The 668-nt window shown below is 66.6% G+C and carries 1 protein-coding gene; it reads right to left on the reverse strand.

Features of this window, described 5'->3' with window-relative positions; all coding sequences use genetic code 11:
• On the reverse strand, nucleotides 1–602 hold a 602-nt coding region (locus tag ACNOHI_RS24955; protein WP_420477423.1), incomplete at its 3' end, for a 3-deoxy-7-phosphoheptulonate synthase.
• Nucleotides 603–668: the final 66 nt, after the last annotated feature.

Here is a 668-nt window from a genome sequence, read left to right on the forward strand (position 1 = left end):
CGATAACGCGCGCCCTGGGGGCTGCCTTCCACGAAGCCGAGGGTCCAGCGGTGGATGTTGTAGAGGTTGGCGTAGCCGCCGCCGGCGAAGGCGCGCAGGAGATTCAGGGTCGCCGCCGACTGGGCGTAGGCCTTCATCAACCGCTCGGGGTCCGGCGCGCGCGAGAGGGCGTCGAACTCCTGGCCGTTGATGATGTCGCCGCGATAGGGGGGCAAGGTCACGCCATCGATGGTCTCGGTGGGCTCGGAGCGCGGCTTGGCGAACTGGCCGGCGATGCGGCCGACCTTCACCACCGGACGACCGCCGGCGAAGGTGAGCACCACCGCCATCTGCAGCAGGAGGCGGAAGGTGTCGCGGATATTGTCGGCGTGGAACTCCTTGAAGCTCTCCGCACAGTCGCCGCCTTGCAAGAGGAACGCGCGCCCGTCGGCTGCCTCGCCCAGCAGCGACTTCAGGCGCCGCGCCTCGCCAGCGAAAACGAGGGGCGGCATGCGTCGCAGCTCGCCCTCCACCCGGGCGAGTTCGGCGGGATCCGGATAGTCCTGCGGAATGTGCTTGGCTGGCTTCGCTCGCCAGCTCGAGGGGGTCCAACGCTCAGTCATAGGACGTCTTCTGGAAAAAGAATTGCGCTGCATATAGGAACTTCGCGGCCATTGCGCAAAAATAGT

It is taken from the genome of Noviherbaspirillum sp. ST9 (assembly GCF_048799745.1).
Taxonomy (GTDB): domain Bacteria; phylum Pseudomonadota; class Gammaproteobacteria; order Burkholderiales; family Burkholderiaceae_D; genus Noviherbaspirillum.